Raw genomic sequence first — 17317 nt, 5'->3', positions numbered from 1 at the left:
TGTCCTTGGTCAATGGTCAACAATTATTCTCCCCTGCTCCCTGCTCCCGTTCGCCGAGCGGAGCCGAGGTGCTGCTCCCCTGCTTCTTCTCCTCTTGCCATTTTTCCAGTAAATCGGGGCGGCGATCGCCGGTGCGTTGAATTTGTTGTTCATAACGCCAACGCGCGATCGCCGCATGATTCCCAGAGAGTAAGACATCTGGCACTTTCCAGCCGCGAAAATTTGCTGGACGAGTATATTGGGGATAATCTAGCAACCCTTCTTCAAAACTTTCAGATTTCAGCGATTCTACCTTACCCACAGTTCCCGGTAACAAGCGCACCACCCCATTAATTAACGCCATTGCCGGAATTTCGCCCCCTGTGAGAATAAAATCCCCTAAAGACACTTCCCGCGTCACTAAATTCTGCACTCGCTCATCTACCCCTTCATAATGACCACAAATGACTATTAGTTGGTCATAATTAGTCGCCAACTCCCGCAACAGAGGTTGGTCGATGGTTTGACCTTGGGGACTCATCAAAATTATTTCTCGGCGAGGTAAACAAGGTAGCGACTCCACCGCACCAAAAATTGGTTCCGGCTTCATTAGCATTCCCACGCCGCCCCCGTAGGGTTCATCATCTACCTTACGGTGTTTGTCATTGGTAAAGTCTCTGGGATTTACTAAGTTCACTTGGGCAATTTGTTTGGCTAAAGCTTTACCCAACAGCCCAGAACTGAGAACTGAGGTAAAACAATCAGGAAAAAGCGTAACTATATCAAAGCGCACAGTAATTCGTATTCAAGAACACTAATCTTAAAATTGAATGTCTAGTAAACACAAGAAGCAAATGTAGGTTACAACTACAGATAAGCTTAATCAATAGTATCTAAAAGTACTAGAACTATTGATTTTTAGTGGCAACCAAAGTTTTTCTAATTACTTAATTTATGTTTAAATATTGTCACAACTACATTTAAATTAATAATCTGACCAAAGTTAACAACTTCCAGGATTTATCGAGCCAGACCACAAAACAGCGTGTTCAGACCTGCTCACACCCAATCCCAGAAAGGAAAATGAGTTCCCCAATTCTTCCAGGAACCCTAGCTCCGAAACAATATTCTGCCAGTCTGGAACTGTGGACAGGGAAACAACAAGGCGCTGGCTTTGAACAAAGGCAAGAGACACATAAAAAATCACAACTTTATGTGGCTCAAGCAAGAAGCCAAGTTGGCAGAAATTGCCCCTTGCAACTTCCAAAAAGTGTCCTCTTAAGAAAGCAAAATGGATACTGAACCTTGTTAAATTCACATACCATTCGCTACCAGCCAGGAAACCCGTCCCAAGTAATGGCCATGCCATTTGCTATATACCGGAAAACCCGTCCCAAGCAATGGTTCCTGAAGTTGTTGACAGGAGAGACAAAATGCAGCAATTAAAAGCTAAATCGCTGGAAATGAGGACACCCCAAGCAACTAAAACCGCTGTTATGGTCATCGGAGGCGCTGAAGATAAAGTTCATGGGCGCGAAATCCTAAGAACTTTTTTCGGCCGTGCCGGTGCTAATAAGGCTTATATTACAATTGTTCCATCAGCCTCCCGCGAACCCGCTATTATCGGTGGTCGGTACATTCGCATTTTTGAGGAGATGGGTGCTGAAAAAGTTGAAATTTTAGATATTCGTGAGCGGGAACAATGTGAATCCTCCCAGGTTAAGGCATCTCTAGAGGCGTGTAGCGGGGTATTTCTGACAGGAGGAGACCAATTGCGCCTTTGTGGCGTGTTGGCAGATACACCAGCGATGGAAATTATCCGGCAGCGGGTGAGAGGGGGACAGTTAACCTTAGCAGGCACTAGTGCTGGTGCAGCCGTAATGGGGCATCACATGATAGCTGGTGGTGGTAGTGGTGAAACGCCCAATCGCTCTTTAGTCGATATGGCGACGGGTTTGGGATTTATCCCTGAAGTGATTGTTGATCAACACTTCCACAACCGTAATCGTATGGGTCGTCTGATTAGTGCGATCGCCTCTCATCCAGACCGACTGGGAATTGGTATCGATGAAGATACCTGTGCTGTATTTGAACGCGATGGTTGGTTACAAGTTATGGGCAAAGGCAGTGTGACCATTGTTGACCCCACTGAACTTACCCACACCAATGAACCTCACGTTGGTGCAAATGAACCATTGACGTTGCATAACTTACGTCTGCATATCCTCAGCTATGGCGATCGCTTCCACTTGTACCAGCGGACTGTATTGCCTGCGGTACACCGGATCTCCAGCTGACGGGATAGAGTATCCGAGGTTACAGTGAGTTGATCATCTGTTTATTTATGGCAGTAGAAAAAATCCACAGAATACCATGTAAACAGAAAAAACTGTTTACCATGAACAGTTTAGCGATCAAATCCAGTAAGAAACTAGAATTTTGGTTCCGAATCTCCATCTACCTATTCCCATGAGAATCCTCAAGATCCAGACCTTACGCGGCCCAAACTACTGGAGCATTCGACGCCACAAACTGATCGTCATGCGCCTCGATTTAGAGAACCTTGCCGAGACGCCCTCAAATGAAATCCCTGGATTTTATGAAGGATTAGTTGAGGCGCTGCCAAGTCTGGAGGGTCATTATTGTTCGCCTGGCTGTCATGGTGGTTTTCTAATGCGGGTACGAGAAGGTACTATGATGGGCCACATTGTGGAACACGTAGCCTTAGAACTCCAAGAACTAGCTGGAATGCACGTCGGCTTCGGCCGCACCCGCGAAACATCAACCCCCGGAGTTTATCAGGTAGTCATAGAATACCTGAACGAGGAAGCAGGACGCTATGCCGGCAGAGCCGCAGTTAGGCTGTGCCAAAGCATTGTCGATCGCGGCCGCTATCCCAAGGCAGAACTAGAACAAGATATCCAAGACCTGAAAGACTTCTGGCGTGACGCTTCTTTAGGCCCCTCTACAGAAGCAATTGTTAAAGAAGCAGAAAAAAGAGGCATTCCCTGGATGCAGCTAGGCGCACGCTTTTTGATTCAGCTAGGTTATGGCGTGAACCAAAAGCGAATGCAAGCCACAATGACGGATAAAACCGGCATCCTGGGAGTAGAACTAGCTTGTGATAAGGAAGCGACAAAACGCATCTTAGCCGCAGCTGGTGTCCCAGTACCCAGAGGTACTGTGATTAACTTTTTGGATGATTTGGAAGAAGCGATTGAATACGTTGGTGGCTATCCCATCGTGATTAAGCCACTAGACGGCAATCATGGACGCGGCATCACCATTGATATTAGAAACTGGGAAGAAGCAGAAGCAGCCTACGAAGCAGCTAGACAAGTTTCTCGGTCAATTATTGTTGAGCGGTATTACGTTGGGCGCGATCATCGGGTACTTGTGGTAGATGGCAAAGTAGTAGCCGTAGCTGAACGTGTACCTGCTCATGTTGTTGGTGATGGTAGATCCACGATCGCCGAATTAATTGAAGAAACCAACAAAGATCCCAATCGTGGCGAAGGACATGACAAAGTTCTCACCAAGATTGAACTTGACCGCACTAGCTACCAGCTACTAGAACGCCAAGGTTATACCCTCAACAGCGTCTTACCCAAAGGCACAATTTGTTACCTACGAGCAACCGCTAACCTCAGTACAGGTGGCATTGCCGTAGACCGGACTGATGAAATCCACCCGGAAAACATTTGGATTGCTCAAAGGGTTGTCAAGACTATCGGTTTAGATGTCGCTGGCTTAGATATCGTCACCACAGATATTAGCCGCCCCTTGCGCGAAGTTGATGGGGTGATTGTGGAAGTCAACGCCGCTCCTGGTTTTCGGATGCACGTTGCCCCCAGTGTGGGCATTCCCCGCAACGTTGCTGGTGCAGTGATTGATATGCTGTTCCCCAACGAACAATCCAACCAGATTCCCATCCTCAGCATCACAGGTACAAATGGTAAAACCACCACGACCCGACTGCTGGCACATATTTATAAACAAACGGGTAAGGTAGTAGGTTACACAACTACAGATGGAACTTACATCGGAGATTACTTAGTAGAGGCAGGAGATAACACAGGCCCGCAAAGCGCCCACCTGATTCTGCAAGACCCAACTGTAGAAGTAGCTGTATTAGAAAGCGCCCGTGGTGGAATTTTACGTTCCGGCTTAGGATTTGAAGCGGCAAACGTGGGTGTAGTGTTGAACGTGGCTGCTGATCATTTAGGGATTGGTGATATTGATACCATTGATCAATTAGCTAACCTCAAGAGTGTAGTTGCTGAAGCTGTATATCCGGATGGCTATGCTGTCTTGAATGCCGACGATCGCCGTGTGGCTGCAATGGCAGAAAAAACCAAGGCAAACATTGCTTACTTCACCATGAACCCGGACTCAGAATTAGTCCGCAAGCACATTCAACAAGGAGGAGTCGCCGCAGTCTACGAAAATGGCTATCTATCAATTGTCAAGGGCGATTGGACACATCGCATCGAAAGGGCAGAACAAATCCCGTTGACAATGGGTGGACGTGCGCCGTTTATGATTGCTAACGCCTTAGCTGCGAGTTTGGCAGCCTTTGTGCAGAACGTCACCATTGAACAAATTCGCGCTGGGTTAAAGACATTCCGTGCTTCTGTCAGTCAAACCCCTGGCAGAATGAACTTATTTAACTTAGGAACCTTCCACGCCTTAGTAGATTATGCCCATAACCCAGCCAGTTACGAAGCTGTTGGTGCATTTGTGCGTAACTGGAATACTGGACAAAGGGTTGGTGTAGTTGGTGGCCCTGGCGATCGCCGCGACGAAGACTTTGTTACTTTAGGTAAACTAGCCGCAGATATTTTCGACTACATCATCGTTAAAGAAGATGATGACACACGCGGTAGACCACGGGGATCAGCTTCGCAATTGATTATGAAGGGGATTAAACAAGTGAAACCCGATGCCCGTTGCGAAGTCATTATGGACGAAACCCAAGCTATTAACAAAGGTTTGGATATGGCTCCTGAAAACGGCCTTGTGGTAATTTTGCCAGAGAGTGTGAGCCGCGCGATTAAGTTAATTAAAGTGCGTGGTCTAGTTAAAGAAGAAGTGCCTCTACAAAACACTCCCACAACCGCCGCAGAAAATCAAAATGGGGTGTCCCCTTCCTCAGTGATCAACACACTTTTATAGCAGGGAACAGGTATCAGGTTAAAAGTTCTTTAACATACGCTTTTTTCTGAAAATTTGTCCCTCACTCACCTGTACCCTGCTGTAAATACAATTTAGGATTTTTCATTAGTAAAGGCGCGAAAACTTCGCGCCTTTATATTTTCACCTCAACAGCGTCAGGGCTGTTTGGCAATCAAAACAAGCCTGTAACCTTGTAACCTGTAACCTATCTCTTATTCCTGTTCTTTTTCCGAATTCTTTTCATCATTGCTAGTATTCAATTCTTCTTTAAAACCTCGTAAAGTCTTGCCCAGTGCATTTCCCAGTTCAGGAATTTTTTTCGGGCCAAAAATCAGCAGTGCGACTATGGCAATGATACCCACCTCTGGCCATCCCAGTCCAAACATACAAGTTTCCTCTCTCTCAAGCTTCTGTAGTCAACTATAAACCGATGTTGTACAAGCTATTTCTAAAACTATCTTGCTTAGTCTTGGGTAATGGGGATACTTGACCAATCGCTTAATTCATGAGCTAACCATTCTATCTCTACTGCTGATAAAGTTATACCTGTGTAACCACCAAGGCTGTATTTTTCTCTACCAACCCAAATATCTAGTTGTGCTGGAACTAGCTTGCGAATACCTTCTTGGTTTTTCGTAAAATGCTCAGGAATGTAAACTAAATGGTTGATCTTGTCTCTGGGCGATGCTTGCGGACGATTAAATGTAAAGCCAAACAAATGCCGCTTTAAGCTGAATTGGTTGTTATCTATTCGTAATCGTAGACTGCCAAATAAATCAAATAGTATGCCCCAAATCATTGCCAAGCCACCACTCCAAAAAGGTATGGAAAAAAGAGCAACGAGAATCCCAACCGGAAAAGCTGAAATCATAACGGTAATAGTCCAAAATAAAGTAAAACAATTCCACGCGATCGCAAATCCAGCGCCATATAGGATTGATATATCAAAACCCTTTGACGGAATTGTAATTTCTAGTGCATCCCCATTTTTTGTGAGTTGAATTTTGCTGCCAGCAGGTTTGGAAATGTCAACATCTAGATTATTAGAAACCCAATTATTTCCATCCCAATACCAATGACCTCTAATCCAGTCTGACAAGTTAATTTCTGCTGGTTGGAGTTTTTGTAAAAGTTGTGGATGTTCCAAAGCTGCCAGTGCTGCATTTGCCGAACTCAAGCGCCTGTCTAAACTTGGTTCAGTCATCCACTGTAACCACTGCGTCAAACCCGAACTCAGATGAACAGCATTATCAAATTGAATTTGCAAATCTTTTTGGGGTAAATCAGCCGGGTGAGTACCTGTAACTAAATAAATTAAAGTTGCGCCTAAACTGTATAAATCAGATGCGGGTACTGTGCGTCCACCAAATTGTTCTGGTGGCATATAACCGTAAGTACCAACTACAGTCCGCGTTCCCCCTTCAGTGGCCAAGACTGTTTGCACAGAACCAAAATCGACTAAATAGACTTGACCGACACTATTACCAGAGCGATCGCCCAATAAAATATTGCTAGGCTTAAGATCACGGTGGATCACAGGTGGATTTAAACCGTGTAGGTAAATCAAAATTTCTAAAATTGCTGTGGCTATCTGTTTAACTTCAACTTCTGTAAAACTCCGCCCCGATTGTAAACACTGCTCTAAAGTTTGGGCTGGGATATAAGTTTGTACCAGAGCAAAGCCTTTGATAGTTGGTGAATTTACCTCAAAATAGTCTAAATACCGAGGGATAGCAGGATGTGATAAAGATTTTAACGTTTCGGCTTCACGCTCAAATAACTTGAGATCATCCCATTCAAAGTCACTATTAAATGAGAGTAACTTAATGATGACTAATTCTTGAGTTGTTAAATCACGAGCGACAAAAGTCCGCCGCCCTGCCTTTTTGCCTAATTGCTGTTGAATTTCGTAGCGACCGCCTAATATTTGCTCAGTTATCATAATTGCTGATGATGCTACGTTGCCAAACTCTCGATAGCGTATAACTTGTCTAAATTTAACAAGCGAGTATCTTTAGTATAAAAATATCTTTAATATGCCTACCCAACATTGGCCTTACGTTACACCTGGCATTCCCGACGAATTATTTGAGAATTTGCCGGGAATTCCCTTTACTCAACGAGAAGTGCGACTGTTGTTGATTGCTCAACTGCGCCTCAAACCTGATTCTGTATTTTGGGATATTGGTGCAGGTACAGGGACGATACCTGTAGAAATTGGGCTACTGTGTCCCCAGGGCAAGATTATTGCCGTAGAACGAGATGAAGAAGTGGCGAATTTAATTAAGCGTAACTGCGATCGCTTTGAGGTCAAAAATGTGGAAGTAATAGAAGGTAGCGCCCCAGAATGTTTGCATGAAATTAAGACAGCACCTCACAGGGTGTGCATCGAAGGGGGAAGATATATTCAGGATATTTTAAGAACTGTCTGGGATTATTTGCCATCATCAGGTCGCGTTGTGGCTACAGCTGGTAATCTAGAAAGTCTGTATGCTATTTCTCAAAGCTTTTCTCAGTTACGCGCAGTAAATATTGAAGTTGTTCAGTCTGCTGTCAATCGTCTAGAGACAAAAGGCTTTTCTCAGACTTTTACCGCAGTTGATCCCATTTTTATCCTCAGTGGTGAGAAACTAGACTAAATCTAAAATACTTCTATGCCTTGGTCTCGAATTATTAGTGGAATTATTGCGATCGCCCTTGCTTTGGCAGCCACCCTTTTAGGAGGTTGGTACTTCACCGTTGCGATTGCCGTCAGCATCTTTTTAGGGCAACTGGAATATTTTAATTTAGTCAAGGCTAGAGGCATTATCCCGGCGACAAAAACCACCATTTTTGTCAGCCAAGTCTTACTAATTATCTGTACAGTCGATGGCAGTTTAGCAGATGCAGTCTTACCTCTGGGTGGGACTGTGATTTGTTTTTACCTGCTATTTCAGCCCAAAATGGCGACGATCGCTGATGTTTCTGCTTCAATTATGGGACTATTTTATGTAGCTTATCTGTCAAGCTATTGGGTAAGGCTACGGGGCATTGGTAGCGCAGCCGTGAGTAATATTCCCCTCAATGGTTACTGGCCGAATTCTTGGGCTGAAATTTTAGACCAAAAAAATTTAGCTGCTTTACCACCAGGATTCACATTTACTATATTGGCGTTTTTATGTATTTGGGCGGCAGATATTGGCGCTTATGTGTTTGGCAAATTCTTTGGTAAAACTCGTTTGTCAGATATTAGCCCGAAAAAAACTGTAGAAGGCGCAGTATTTGGGATTGCTGGTAGTGTGGCTGTAGCGATCGCAGGCTGCTATTATCTTCAGTTACCCCAATTTTTGTTTACAGGCATAGCTTTGGGTTTACTAATTGGCATTGCTAGTCTGTTAGGCGATTTAACAGAATCTATGCTGAAGCGCGATGCTGGGGTGAAAGACTCTGGACAACTGATCCCCGGTCATGGTGGCATTTTAGACCGCACCGACAGCTATATCTTCACAGCCCCATTAGTTTACTACTTCGTCACATTGTTATTGCCGTTGATTAGGTAACAGGTAACAGGTAACAGTAAAAGATAAAAAAGCTGATATGAACTTTATTTTGATACAAGTCAAAAGTCTTTTCTCCCTTGTCTCCCTTGTCCCCCTTCTGTCCCCACTTCACAATTCTCACGGATTCACATTAATCTTCCCGCGACACACTAACTGAGAGGGGATCAGTTTGAGTTCTTGAATTTCGACATCAGAACCTAAATCTAAATTGTAATTTTCGTTACTTAAAATTAGTGGCGAACCATTTTCTATCACTTGAATCTGTGATAACCGTAATTCTTGATTACCAAATAAATCTAAATTTAAAGATATTTCCAGAGGTATATTGTCACTAGGACGTGTTAGGATAGCAGCCAGAATTACTCGATGATTCTCCAAGATAATTTTTTCCCAAGCCATTTGCTTGGATTGTAGGCAGTATTCTGGTACAAGTTGAACCAGTACTTCATTTAAAGCAGTCGATAATAGTTCTGATGAGACAGAACTGTTGAGGTCTGTCTCATCTACGATCAGTTCGCCAACCACTGGTACTGTTGCCAACAGTCGCAAGGGCTGGCCTTTAAGTACTGCGCCTATGTTGATTTGAATGTTCTCCGCAACGAGTTGAATTCGTGTAATATGGAGGCCTTGATAGACTGCATTGCTTGCAGCAATAGAAACCCAAGGAATACAACCAGAGAGAAGTTGGCGATCGCTCGCTTGAATATCCACCTCTAACTGGGACACATGACTCACTTGCGATCTTAACCAGAGTTTGATTGCTGTAGTGAGAACATTGGTGATAATTCGTATTTTATTTGCACCCTTTGCTTGGGAATTATTTTCAGGCATGGAACTATTCTGTTGATGAATTTTAGCTCATCAACTAACTAAACTGAAACAAGCCTTAAATTTAACATCTATGGCGATTCAGTACAAAATGCAAATATTATTATTATTTAAAGGCTGAATAAAGCATAAGTAATTTCAACATGGAGGTAAGGTTACAAAAGGCTCTGTCACAGTTAGGTATTGCCTCACGGCGAGAAGCGGAAGAAATGATTCGGCAGTCGCGTGTGCAGGTAAATGGCGTATTAGCAAATTTAGGTCAAAAAGTTGACACACAAAAAGATGCGATCGCCATAGATGGTAAATTAATTTCTGCCGCAGAACGCCCCCCTTTAATATATCTGCTGCTAAACAAACCACCAGGAGTAGTTTCAACTTGTGATGATCCTCAAGGCAGAAAGACTGTTTTGGATTTACTACCTCAAGAGTTACGTGCAGGTTTAGGAATTCATCCTGTTGGTCGTCTAGATGCAGAATCTACAGGCGCATTAATTCTGACAAACGATGGAGAATTAACGTTTGGACTCACTCATCCACGCCATAGTATTCCAAAAACTTATCGAGTTGTGGTCAAAGGTAATCCTTCGCCAGCAGTAATCGCAAAGTGGTCTCAGGGTGTGATGTTAGATGGAAGAAAAACACTGCCTGCTCAAGTAAATCTTATAGAAAGTTATGCGGAAAATAGTTGTTTAGAAATAGTTTTAAAGGAGGGTAGAAATCGCCAAATTCGGCGCGTAGCCGAAATTTTGGGACATCCAGTCATTAAATTACATCGAACTGCTATAGGCACAATTCAATTAAAAAAACCAAAAGAACCCTTTTTACGTGAAGGTCAATATCGGTATTTGAGTGATGCGGAAATTCGTTTTCTGCACAACAGCATTAAGGGAAGAACTATTAAAGACTTAGCTGAGGGAAGGAGTGTAATTAAAACATGAAGTGGTTTAAGGTTAAAAGAAAAAACAATGAGCAGCCAACCCTAACTCCAGAACAACAACGTGCCGAAAAGCTGAAAGAAATGGGCGCTCAACTTTGGGCAGCGCGTCAAGAAAAAAGGTTATCTCTAGAAGAAATGATGGTGATGACCAAAATTTCGCGGCGGTTGTTGCAGGCGATTGAAGAAGGTAATCTGGAAGACTTACCAGAACCAGTTTACATTCAAGGATTTATTCGTCAATATGCTGACGCATTAGGTTTTAACGGTACAGAATTTGCTAAGGCTTTCCCTGTAACTGTCATCCCAGTTACAACCACAGCGACTGTGCCTGTGAATAGGTCACTGAAACTCTTACGACCAGTTCATCTTTACTTGCTGTACATATTTGTAATTATTTGCTCTGTCAGCAGCTTGTCTAAAGTATTGAACAGTGCGGAATTGAGTGCTGATAACAATCTTCAGTCACAACCAGAAACTGTCTCACAGCCAGCACCTAATTCTGAGCCAGAAAATACAGCCGCCGAGTCTGTCAGCAGCACTCAAGAAAATCAAACTGTACAGATTGGTGTGACTTTAAAAGCTGCATCTTGGATTCGGGTAGTGGCTGATGGCAAAACTGAGTTTGAAGGGGTCTTACCAGAGGGAAGTCATCGGGTTTGGAAAGCCCAAGAGCAACTCACAGTCAAAACCGATAATGCTGGAGGTGTGATGATGAGCGTTAATCAGCAAGAGGCTAGACAAATGGGAGAACTTGGGAAACCAGAAGAAGTGAAAATTGCAGCCGCTAAACCCCAATCTTAATTACACAGGACTTACGCAATGAGAGGAAAAATCAATGTTTGGGTCAGGGTGTAGGGGTGTAGGTTTTGAAAACCCTTAAACCCCATACCCTTTCACCCCTAAACCCAATCTCCACAAACAATCTTGGTGCGTAAGTCCTGTTTCCCTTGCTTCCTGCCCCCTGTCCAAGTTCCCTTATTTTGGTTGCGGAGCGCGGCCGTATAATTGGGTGAGAGTTTTTAAGCGATCGCTTAATTCTTTGCTCAGTGCTTCTGTATGATAGCGCCAGCCCCAATTACCTTCAGCCACACTGGGGAAATTCATCCGCGCATCAGTTCCTAAACCTAAAACATCTTGTAAAGGAATAATTGCTTGATTAGCGACGGAACTCAAAGCCAAGCGAATTAAATCCCAATGCACACCTTCGGGACTGATACAACCCAAATAAAGTAGGAAGTTGTGCTTTTCGTAATCATTTGCTTTGTCGAACCAGCCAACGCTGGTGTCGTTGTCATGGGTTCCGGTATACACTACGAAATTCCGCGAATAGTTGAATGGTAAAAAGGGATTACCGGGATCAGAGCCAAAAGCAAACTGCAATACCTTCATTCCCGGAAATTCATATTTATCGCGCAGTGCTTCTACTTCTGGGGTAATTACTCCCAAATCTTCAGCTAATACAGGTAACTTACCCAAAGCTTCTTTAATAGCAGCAAATAATTCATCTCCTGGCGCTTTCACCCACTCGCCATTAATTGCGGTTTCTTCCCCTTGAGGAACAGCCCAATAAGCTTCAAATCCACGAAAATGGTCAATGCGAATCACATCTAGATAATCTAACATCGCTTCAAAGCGACCTATCCACCACTTAAAGTTTTGGTTTTGTAATTCTTCCCAGTCGTAAACCGGGTTTCCCCACAATTGACCAGTAGCACTAAAGTAATCTGGTGGAACTCCCGCCATGAGTTTCGGTTCTCTGGTTTCTTCATCTAAACAAAAAATTTCGGGATGTGACCAGACATCAGCACTATCTTGGGCGACATAAATCGGGATATCGCCAATAATTTGAATGCCGCTCATATTGGCATAAGTTTTTAGTTCTGACCATTCACGGAAAAATTCAAATTGGATGAATTTGTAATAAAAAATCTCCGCACTTAACTGCTGTTTTGCTTGCTCAATCGCTGCTGGTTCGCGCTTAACTAGTTCTGGTTCCCATGTATGCCAACTTGCTCCTTCATGGGCATCTTTCAACGCCATGAATAAGGCATAATCATCTAACCAATAAGCTTTACTATCACAAAAACCTGCAAATTCAGTTTGTTGTAGAGGCGTGGCTTGACTTTGAAAATTTTTGCAGGCTATTTTGAGCAGTTGGGTTTTAAACCCTATCACTTTGTCGTAGTCTACCTGAGAATTGTTAAATTCTGGTAGATTCGCAAAGTCGGTTTCAGCGAGTAAACCTTGTTCTTGAAGTTTTTCGGGACTGATGAGGAAGGGATTACCCGCCATTGCAGAATAAGCAGCATAAGGAGAGTTACCGTAACCGGTCGGCCCTAAAGGTAAAACTTGCCAATATTGCTGGTAACTCTCGCGGAGAAAATCAATAAACTTGTAGGCTGCTAAACCTAAATCACCAATACCAAATCGGCTGGGAAAAGAAGTAGGATGCAGCAAAATGCCGCTGGATCTGGGAAAAGGCATATTTATGTAATTTCAAGTATAAATTTGACGGATACGCTGGGCGATCGCATTGAATCTACCACAGAACAGGAAGTTCTTGTCTTGTATCCTTAGTCATTTGTCATGTGTCCTTAGTTAATGATCTAATAACAAATGACTATTGACTAATGACCAATAACTATGAGTTACCGCAATCCTGCGCCAACGGTTGATATCATCATTGAATTAATTGACCGACCACATCGGCCAATAGTGTTAATTGAAAGGCTTAATTCCCCTTTTGGTTGGGCAATTCCCGGTGGTTTTGTTGACTACGGCGAACCTGTGGAAGTCGCAGCCAAACGGGAAGCACAAGAAGAAACCAGTTTAAAGGTTGAGTTAATTGAACAATTTTTGGTTTATTCTGACCCCAATCGTGATCCCCGTCAGCATACGATTAGCATAGTATTTTTGGCTACAGCTACCGGAGAACCAAAGGCAGGAGATGATGCTAAGGGTATAGGTGTTTTTGAGTCTTGGCTTGTACCAAATAATTTATGTTTTGATCATGACCGCATTCTGCGCGATTATTGGCATTATCGGCATTATGGTATACGTCCCAGGTTAGGGATTTAACGAACCGCAAAGGACGCAAAGGGCGCGAAGGAAGAGAATAAAGAATACTGGTGACACAGAATCATAGCGATTATACTGTGTCAGTGGTATTCAATGGTGCATTATGGATGCTGAGGAACTTTTAGAAAAGTATGCCGCAGGGGAAAGAAAATTTCATTCAGTAAATCTGAGTGGAAAAAATCTTCAAGGCGCAGATTTTAGTGATATAGAACTAAACAACGCAAATTTGAGTGGTGCTGATTTAAATGAGACCAACTTAACAAAAGCGAATCTTTCTAATACAAATCTCACTAAAGCGTGTCTGAAAAATACAAACTTAAATTCAGTTAATGCTTCTTCAGCAACATTTCATTGGACAGACCTCAATGGTGCTGATTTAAGTTGGTCAAATTTCAGTAGTGCTAATTTGAATTATGCAAACTTAGAACAAGCAAATCTAACAGGTATAAATCTAAGTAGCGCAAAATTAATTTATGCCAATCTAGATGCAGCGAATTTAACTGGAGCTAATCTTAGTAGTTCAGACTTAAGTGTAGCTTCATTAGCTGGAGCTAATTTAAATAAAGCTAACTTAAGTAAGGCCGATTTAGGTGAAGCTTATTTAGTTTGGTCTGACTTTACTCTGGCAAATTTAACTGAGGCAACATTAGCAGGAGCTAAATTTCAAAATGCTAAATTTCATAGAGCAAACTTATACGAAGTTAATTTATCAGGAATGAACCTAGCTGATGTAGACTTTACAGCAGCATCGCTCCAAAGTACAAATCTTAAAAAAGCATTGCTCCAAGGGGCAAATTTAGAAAAGGTCAATTTGCGGTGGGCAAATTTAACCAACGCAAATCTCGATAAAGCAAATTTGAGAAGGGCTGATTTAACTGGTGCTGATATTTATGGAGCCAGCTTTATAGATGCTGACCTAACTGGTGCGATAATGCCTGATGGAGAAATTTACAAACCGATCGCCTCTGAGGTAGAAGTCGGTAAACAGGTAGTATCACCAGAAAAAGTAATATCTATGACACGACAAGTTATTAATACTGATCAAGCACCTGCACCAGTGGGGCCATATAATCAAGCGATCGCGGCTTCTGGACAAATGATATTTGTGGCTGGACAAATTGCGATCGATCCCCGACTCGGTGATGTTGTTTATACAGATGATGTCAAAAAGCAAACTGAGCAAGTATTAGCAAATTTAGAAGCAATTTTAAAAGCTGCTGGGGCGACTTTTGCCAATGTCGTCAAGACAACAGTATTTTTAGCTGATATGAATGATTTTGCTGCTGTGAATGCTGTTTATGCTAAATACTTCCCTGAAGATACAGCCCCAGCGCGTGCTTGTGTTCAAGTTTCGCGTTTACCAAAAGATGTCATGGTAGAAATTGACTGTATCGCAGTGATTTGAAACTAATAGTAATACTATTGGATTCGTGAGAATTGCGTTTGTTCAGATCCCCGACTTCTCAAAGAAGTCGGGGATCTTGTTTCTTACGGATGGTTGCTTACTCATAAGTGTAGCGATCGCGCGGCAGGGGTTTTGTTAAAAATCTTGCCAGCCATGCTAAAGCAATTATCCATAAACCGACAGATATTGGTCTGATTTGATTTTGCAATTGCAAAATTTCTAAATCACTAAAACTACGATTGAGGAACTGGAATGCAAACAGAAAGGCTACAACCCAAATAATTATTCCAATCGGAGTTAGTATTGCTAATAATTTAACTGTTTTATTTACTTTTCTATAATTCTGCCAGCGTAAAGCTATCCAACATCCCAGCACTTCTCCAATCCACCAACCTAAAAATTGACCCATTAAAGGTGGTATAATACCATCTAGTTCGGCATTAGGCATAAATTTAATTACGTATTCTCTGCCTAAATAACCACCCAAGTATAAAAGTGGAACCGCACCAATAACACTACCGATAATTGCTGCCAAATATCCGCTTTTGTTGTTTTTAGATAACTGCATATTGACCAAGTAACTAATAATTAATACTGAATTAAAAGTATTAGTAGTTGAACAACTGAATTTAGAGGTGATTTTCGTTGCTCAATACAAAATAAGTTTAACTATCCTATTTAATTTGTAAGTGCAAATTATCGAGGATGGCTATAGATCCAATATTAATTAAGCAGTTTCCGGAATTGATAGTTATATTAACCTTCAACGCTGGAATAAACTGAAGAAATTTCAGTTTTACCTACTTGTTCAAGTGCAAGACATTCATAGTGTTCTTTATCTCTATATTTGATGATTCTGCTAGGTTGACCACCTACAATTGCTAAAGGTTCCACATTAGACGTTACAACTGTACCTGCGGCGATAATTGCTCCATCACCAATTACAATACCTGGAATAATTAAGACATTGGCTCCTATCCAAACGTTCCGACCAATCACTACAGGTTTATGAATATAAACATCGTGTTCGTAAGGTAGAGCATTGCTTTGATAATCGTGATTTGCAGATAAGATGACGACGTTAAAACCAATTGTAGTATTGTCGCCAATTGTAATTCCCCCACGACCATCTAAGACAACATTTGTACCGATGTAAATTTTATTACCAAAAGAAACATTTTGCGGATGGTCAATCCGAATATCATCTCGAAATCGTACACGGGAACCTACGGATTTTAATTGACGCTTGAGTTCTTGATGTTTGTATTGCCTGATTTTAGTTTGCAAGTACTCTTCCCACTTGACGATATGTGGGATGAAAGATACTAAGATTCGCTCTAATTTATGGGTAATTTTATGGCTAATTTTTTTCATGGAGTGTATAAAAAATGATTTCTGCCGATTCTTTTGAAAATGAGCGATCGCTTATATTAAAAAAAATACTGATGTTAAAAATATATTCAGTAAATCACCAGCCAATCAGGATTTACACACAAAGTTTTTTACTGAAATCATATTGATATAGTACACCCCACCTTTCGGATGAGGAAGGGTGGGGTGTTGTATAAAAACTTATGTTATGTGTATTGACCAAAAATTTAATCTTGTGGTTTAATACCTGCGGCTCGTAATTGTGCTGCTAGTCTTTTAGCGCGTTGGCGTTCTTGTTCTGCACGTTGACGTTCTTGTTCAACTAACTCAGAACCCCACAACAGTAATTGTCCATTTTCATCCCACCAGCGCAACCAATAGCCTGTACGATTTTCGTGTGTACCTTGCCATACACCCAAATAAAGATTCATGTCGGCTATCCAGTAATGTTGGTTTTCGTTAGGGCTTTGTATGGCATATCTACCTGTACTGTTATCTAACAAATAAACCTCTAAGTTACCACTGGCTGGTTCAAAAATTGCATAATTTGGAACTTTTAAAATGCACTCATAAAAAAACCATTTACCAGGGGGATAAGTTGGTTTAATTGAATATTCTCCGCCATCTTTATCTGAGAGAAATTCAATCACAATTAAGGGGATGTCTCCCTCTAATTGCGGTGTGTAGCTACGAATTACTTCTTCTCTACTAACTGTAATTTTAGGAATATATGCCCAATCTGGGGCTTTGACAACTGTTGCACCATTTAAAGTCGCGCAAATGCCGTAATTTGTTGGTGTTAGTGCATTAGCTGGGAGTTTTCCTGCTAGTTCTAAGCTTTGGGTTAAAGCTGCCGCTAAGGCTGGTTTATTGATGTTGTCTACTGGTTCATCAGGCAGAATGTAATCTTCAGGTAGTTTTTCCCAAGTGATTTGGTAGGTTTGGGTGATTGTGGCTGTCATGTTGAGTAGGGGTGTGGGGTGTACTTCGGCCCTTCGACAGGCT

Annotated in this window: 17 protein-coding genes; 8 read left to right on the top strand and 9 right to left on the bottom strand. The window is 42.2% G+C overall.

Annotation, left to right across the window (positions count from 1 at the left end; translation table 11 throughout):
* Positions 1–16: 16 nt before the first annotated feature.
* Together trmD and H6G75_RS15230 are read right to left on the bottom strand one after the other, a co-directional pair.
* Positions 17–772 (bottom strand): tRNA (guanosine(37)-N1)-methyltransferase TrmD, encoded by a 756-nt coding sequence (trmD, locus tag H6G75_RS15235; RefSeq protein ID WP_190980877.1) that lies wholly within the window; start codon positions 770–772, stop codon positions 17–19.
* 210 nt (positions 773–982) lie between these two features.
* Complete coding sequence (locus H6G75_RS15230; RefSeq protein ID WP_190980876.1) at positions 983–1348, bottom strand: hypothetical protein; 366 nt, start codon at positions 1346–1348, stop codon at positions 983–985.
* Between the two features lie 64 nt (positions 1349–1412).
* Between H6G75_RS15230 and H6G75_RS15225 the strand changes: the two genes are divergently transcribed.
* Both H6G75_RS15225 and cphA read left to right on the top strand, forming a co-directional pair.
* Positions 1413–2276, top strand: a complete 864-nt coding sequence (locus H6G75_RS15225; protein WP_190980875.1) for a cyanophycinase — start codon at positions 1413–1415, stop codon at positions 2274–2276.
* 172 nt (positions 2277–2448) lie between these two features.
* A complete protein-coding gene (cphA, locus tag H6G75_RS15220; RefSeq protein WP_190980874.1) occupies positions 2449–5154 on the top strand; it encodes a cyanophycin synthetase in 2706 nt (901 codons plus the stop codon).
* A gap of 212 nt (positions 5155–5366) precedes the next feature.
* On the opposite strand, the gene tatA is transcribed toward cphA, so the two are convergent.
* Both tatA and H6G75_RS15210 read right to left on the bottom strand, forming a co-directional pair.
* Entirely contained in the window at positions 5367–5540 is a 174-nt protein-coding gene (tatA, locus tag H6G75_RS15215) for a twin-arginine translocase TatA/TatE family subunit (RefSeq protein WP_190980873.1), read from the bottom strand.
* Positions 5541–5617: 77 nt separating this feature from the next.
* Positions 5618–7096, bottom strand: a complete 1479-nt coding sequence (locus tag H6G75_RS15210) for a serine/threonine-protein kinase (RefSeq protein WP_190980872.1) — start codon at positions 7094–7096, stop codon at positions 5618–5620.
* Between the two features lie 94 nt (positions 7097–7190).
* Here H6G75_RS15210 and cbiT point away from each other — a divergent pair, with 94 nt between their 5' ends.
* Positions 7191–7793 carry a precorrin-6Y C5,15-methyltransferase subunit CbiT gene (cbiT, locus tag H6G75_RS15205; protein WP_190980871.1) on the top strand — a complete coding sequence of 201 codons (603 nt, stop codon included), beginning with the start codon at positions 7191–7193 and terminating at the stop codon, positions 7791–7793.
* A gap of 15 nt (positions 7794–7808) precedes the next feature.
* Positions 7809–8693 (top strand): phosphatidate cytidylyltransferase, encoded by an 885-nt coding sequence (locus H6G75_RS15200; protein ID WP_190980870.1) that lies wholly within the window; start codon positions 7809–7811, stop codon positions 8691–8693.
* A gap of 117 nt (positions 8694–8810) precedes the next feature.
* On the opposite strand, the gene H6G75_RS15195 is transcribed toward H6G75_RS15200, so the two are convergent.
* Entirely contained in the window at positions 8811–9524 is a 714-nt protein-coding gene (locus tag H6G75_RS15195) for a DUF2993 domain-containing protein (protein WP_190980869.1), read from the bottom strand.
* A 140-nt stretch (positions 9525–9664) separates the two neighbouring features.
* On the opposite strand from H6G75_RS15195, the gene H6G75_RS15190 reads away from it, so the two are divergent.
* Both H6G75_RS15190 and H6G75_RS15185 read left to right on the top strand, forming a co-directional pair.
* Positions 9665–10459, top strand: a complete 795-nt coding sequence (locus tag H6G75_RS15190; RefSeq protein WP_190980868.1) for a pseudouridine synthase — start codon at positions 9665–9667, stop codon at positions 10457–10459.
* Positions 10456–11259 carry a RodZ family helix-turn-helix domain-containing protein gene (locus H6G75_RS15185; RefSeq protein WP_190980867.1) on the top strand — a complete coding sequence of 268 codons (804 nt, stop codon included), beginning with the start codon at positions 10456–10458 and terminating at the stop codon, positions 11257–11259. The genes H6G75_RS15190 and H6G75_RS15185 overlap by 4 nt, the downstream gene beginning before the upstream one ends.
* Before the next feature lie 174 nt (positions 11260–11433).
* Here the strand turns inward: H6G75_RS15185 and malQ are convergent, their stop codons facing one another.
* On the bottom strand, positions 11434–12942 hold the full coding sequence (gene malQ / locus H6G75_RS15180; RefSeq protein WP_190980866.1) for a 4-alpha-glucanotransferase: 1509 nt from the start codon (positions 12940–12942) through the stop codon (positions 11434–11436).
* A gap of 159 nt (positions 12943–13101) precedes the next feature.
* Here malQ and H6G75_RS15175 point away from each other — a divergent pair, with 159 nt between their 5' ends.
* Together H6G75_RS15175 and H6G75_RS15170 are read left to right on the top strand one after the other, a co-directional pair.
* Complete coding sequence (locus tag H6G75_RS15175) at positions 13102–13536, top strand: NUDIX hydrolase (protein ID WP_190980865.1); 435 nt, start codon at positions 13102–13104, stop codon at positions 13534–13536.
* A gap of 103 nt (positions 13537–13639) precedes the next feature.
* The gene (locus H6G75_RS15170) at positions 13640–14941 is read left to right on the top strand and encodes a Rid family detoxifying hydrolase (protein ID WP_190980864.1); all 1302 of its coding nucleotides are present in this window, start codon (positions 13640–13642) and stop codon (positions 14939–14941) included.
* A 97-nt stretch (positions 14942–15038) separates the two neighbouring features.
* Here H6G75_RS15170 and H6G75_RS15165 read toward each other — a convergent pair whose 3' ends face one another.
* The 3 genes from H6G75_RS15165 to H6G75_RS15155 form a co-directional block, all read right to left on the bottom strand.
* The gene (locus H6G75_RS15165) at positions 15039–15509 is read right to left on the bottom strand and encodes a hypothetical protein (protein WP_190980863.1); all 471 of its coding nucleotides are present in this window, start codon (positions 15507–15509) and stop codon (positions 15039–15041) included.
* Positions 15510–15697: 188 nt separating this feature from the next.
* Positions 15698–16315: a DapH/DapD/GlmU-related protein gene (locus H6G75_RS15160; protein ID WP_190980862.1), complete on the bottom strand. Its 618-nt coding sequence runs from the start codon at positions 16313–16315 to the stop codon at positions 15698–15700.
* A gap of 224 nt (positions 16316–16539) precedes the next feature.
* Positions 16540–17274, bottom strand: a complete 735-nt coding sequence (locus tag H6G75_RS15155) for a Uma2 family endonuclease (protein WP_190980861.1) — start codon at positions 17272–17274, stop codon at positions 16540–16542.
* Positions 17275–17317 lie beyond the last annotated feature (43 nt).

The organism is Nostoc sp. FACHB-280, assembly GCF_014697615.1.
GTDB lineage: Bacteria > Cyanobacteriota > Cyanobacteriia > Cyanobacteriales > Nostocaceae > Nostoc_B.
Note: the sequence above shows the minus strand (reverse complement) of the source record. Positions and strands in the feature narration are given on the sequence as shown.

Bases quoted from the DNA above. Each gene is read 5' to 3' on its own strand.
- H6G75_RS15155 (WP_190980861.1), bottom strand. From the start codon at position 17,274: ATGACAGCCACAATCACCCAAACCTACCAAATCACTTGGGAAAAACTA.
- H6G75_RS15190 (WP_190980868.1), top strand. From the start codon at position 9,665: ATGGAGGTAAGGTTACAAAAGGCTCTGTCACAGTTAGGTATTGCCTCA.
- H6G75_RS15185 (WP_190980867.1), top strand. From the start codon at position 10,456: ATGAAGTGGTTTAAGGTTAAAAGAAAAAACAATGAGCAGCCAACCCTA.
- H6G75_RS15195 (WP_190980869.1), bottom strand. From the start codon at position 9,524: ATGCCTGAAAATAATTCCCAAGCAAAGGGTGCAAATAAAATACGAATT.
- cphA (WP_190980874.1), top strand. From the start codon at position 2,449: ATGAGAATCCTCAAGATCCAGACCTTACGCGGCCCAAACTACTGGAGC.
- cbiT (WP_190980871.1), top strand. From the start codon at position 7,191: ATGCCTACCCAACATTGGCCTTACGTTACACCTGGCATTCCCGACGAA.
- H6G75_RS15175 (WP_190980865.1), top strand. From the start codon at position 13,102: ATGAGTTACCGCAATCCTGCGCCAACGGTTGATATCATCATTGAATTA.
- tatA (WP_190980873.1), bottom strand. From the start codon at position 5,540: ATGTTTGGACTGGGATGGCCAGAGGTGGGTATCATTGCCATAGTCGCA.
- H6G75_RS15170 (WP_190980864.1), top strand. From the start codon at position 13,640: ATGGATGCTGAGGAACTTTTAGAAAAGTATGCCGCAGGGGAAAGAAAA.
- H6G75_RS15225 (WP_190980875.1), top strand. From the start codon at position 1,413: ATGCAGCAATTAAAAGCTAAATCGCTGGAAATGAGGACACCCCAAGCA.
- H6G75_RS15230 (WP_190980876.1), bottom strand. From the start codon at position 1,348: ATGGCATGGCCATTACTTGGGACGGGTTTCCTGGCTGGTAGCGAATGG.
- H6G75_RS15200 (WP_190980870.1), top strand. From the start codon at position 7,809: ATGCCTTGGTCTCGAATTATTAGTGGAATTATTGCGATCGCCCTTGCT.
- H6G75_RS15210 (WP_190980872.1), bottom strand. From the start codon at position 7,096: ATGATAACTGAGCAAATATTAGGCGGTCGCTACGAAATTCAACAGCAA.
- malQ (WP_190980866.1), bottom strand. From the start codon at position 12,942: ATGCCTTTTCCCAGATCCAGCGGCATTTTGCTGCATCCTACTTCTTTT.
- H6G75_RS15165 (WP_190980863.1), bottom strand. From the start codon at position 15,509: ATGCAGTTATCTAAAAACAACAAAAGCGGATATTTGGCAGCAATTATC.
- H6G75_RS15160 (WP_190980862.1), bottom strand. From the start codon at position 16,315: ATGAAAAAAATTAGCCATAAAATTACCCATAAATTAGAGCGAATCTTA.